At 53.0% G+C, this 2500-nt stretch carries 1 tRNA gene and 1 rRNA gene (1 of these 2 running past the window's edge); both read left to right on the top strand.

Annotated elements, in window-relative coordinates:
• Positions 1-76: 76 nt before the first annotated feature.
• Positions 77-152, top strand: a tRNA-Ala gene (locus AC3WLM_RS06725).
• 325 nt (positions 153-477) lie between these two features.
• Positions 478-2500 (top strand): 23S ribosomal RNA (locus tag AC3WLM_RS06720); it runs 784 nt beyond the window's last position.

Genomic DNA, 2500 nt, shown 5'->3' with positions numbered 1-2500 from the left:
CGGTCGGCCTTGCGAAGGCTTTGCCTTCGTTGGCGCTTTACATAGAGTCTGCTTTTAGATCGAGTTCCCTTAATGAGGGGCCTTAGCTCAGCTGGGAGAGCACCTGCTTTGCAAGCAGGGGGTCATCGGTTCGATCCCGATAGGCTCCACCATTCTCGCCGCTTCGCGGCATCGAATGGTGGGAAGGCTCACCGCAGGCGAGGCGATCGCAACCAAGAATACTCCAGGGATGAAGACACGATATCCTGCTGCAAGGCAGGTGTGCGGAAGGGTTACTTCTGCTGCTTCTTTGACATTGTGAATGGGTTTTTAATCGATGCCGTGGTGCATTGGTTTGCATCTGCGTTGGGCCGCGAGGTTCGAGGCGATGTGATCTGATGTGTCACTTACAGATGTAATATCTGGCTGAGATTATCGTCCGCACCTTAAAGACAGCGCAGATTTTATGCAGGTCTGTCGTTGATGGTGTGGATTCTCAAGCGTGAGGTAAGAGCATTTGGTGGATGCCTTGGCATGTACAGGCGATGAAGGACGTGGCACGCTGCGATAAGCGTCGGGGAGTTGTGAGCAAACTTTGATCCGGCGATTTCCGAATGGGGAAACCCACCTTCACCATTTCTTCTGGTGTCCGAAAGTTCAGGTAACTGGGCGATCGGATGGCAGGCGAGGTGGATAAGGTATCCCAGATTGAATACATAGATCTGGTGAAGCGAACCCGGGGAACTGAAACATCTCAGTACCTGGAGGAAAAGACATCAACCGAGATTCCGTTAGTAGTGGCGAGCGAACGCGGACCAGGCCAGTGCCTCATCTTCAACTAGCAGAACAGTTTGGAAAGACTGGCCATAGCGGGTGACAGCCCCGTATGCGAAAGTGATGGATGAGGACTCGAGTAGGGCGGGACACGTGAAATCCTGTCTGAACATGGGGGGACCACCCTCCAAGCCTAAATACTCGTACATGACCGATAGCGAACACAGTACCGTGAGGGAAAGGTGAAAAGCACCCCGATGAGGGGAGTGAAACAGTACCTGAAACCGAATGCTTACAAGCAGTTGGAGCCTCTTTAGGGGGTGACAGCGTACCTCTTGCATAATGGGTCAGTGACTTAGTTTATCGAGCAAGCTTAAGCCGTTAGGTGTAGGCGCAGCGAAAGCGAGTCTGAATAGGGCGAATTGAGTTCGATGAATTAGACCCGAAACCCGGTGATCTAGGCATGACCAGGTTGAAGGTGCGGTAACACGCACTGGAGGACCGAACCGTTGAATGTTGAAAAATTCTCGGATGAGTTGTGTTTAGGGGTGAAAGGCCAATCAAACCGGGAAATAGCTGGTTCTCCGCGAAATCTATTGAGGTAGAGCGTCGAATGTATGCCGCTGGGGGTAGAGCACTGGATGGATGCGGGGGTCGCGAGATCTACCAATTCTAACCAAACTCCGAATACCAGCGAGACTTGTTCGGCAGACAGACGGCGGGTGCTAAGGTCCGTCGTCAAAAGGGAAACAGCCCTAACCTACAGCTAAGGTCCCCAAGTCATCACTAAGTGGGAAAGCATGTGGGAATCCCAAAACAACCAGGAGGTTGGCTTAGAAGCAGCCATCCTTTAAAGAAAGCGTAACAGCTCACTGGTCTAAACAAGGGTTCCTGCGGCGAAGATGTAACGGGGCTAAAGTGATGCACCGAAGCTTAGGGTTCGGACTTCGGTCCGAGCGGTAGCGGAGCGTTCCGTAGGCCTGAGAAGCGATCTGGTAATGGGTCGTGGAGGTATCGGAAGTGCGAATGCTGACATGAGTAGCGACAAAGAGGGTGAGATGCCCTCTCGCCGAAAGACCAAGGGTTCCTGCTTAAAGCTAATCTGAGCAGGGTGAGCCGGCCCCTAAGACGAGCCCGAAGGGGGTAGTCGATGGGAACCACGTTAATATTCGTGGGCCTGGTGGTGTGTGACGGATCATGTGTGTTGTCACTCCTTATTGGATTGGAGTGGCTTCGAAATGGTTCCAGGAAATAGCCCCACCGTATAGACCGTACCCGAAACCGACACAGGTGGTCAGGTAGAGTATACCAAGGCGCTTGAGAGAAGTATCCTGAAGGAACTCGGCAAATTGCCTCCGTACCTTCGGAAGAAGGAGGCCCTCACATTGCGCAAGCAGTATGAGGGGGCACAGGCCAGGGGGTAGCGACTGTTTAGCAAAAACACAGGACTCTGCTAAGTCGGCTTCAAGACGACGTATAGGGTCTGACGCCTGCCCGGTGCCGGAAGGTTAAGAGGAGGAGTGCAAGCTCCGAATTGAAGCCCCGGTAAACGGCGGCCGTAACTATAACGGTCCTAAGGTAGCGAAATTCCTTGTCGGGTAAGTTCCGACCTGCACGAATGGCGTAACGACTTCCCCACTGTCTCCAGGATATGCTCAGCGAAATTGAATTCTCCGTGAAGATGCGGAGTACCCGCGGTTAGACGGAAAGACCCCGTGCACCTTTACTGCAGCTTCAGAGTGGCATT

Source organism: Novosphingobium sp. FW305-C-30-35 (assembly GCF_058783135.1).
Note: the sequence above shows the minus strand (reverse complement) of the source record. Positions and strands in the feature narration are given on the sequence as shown.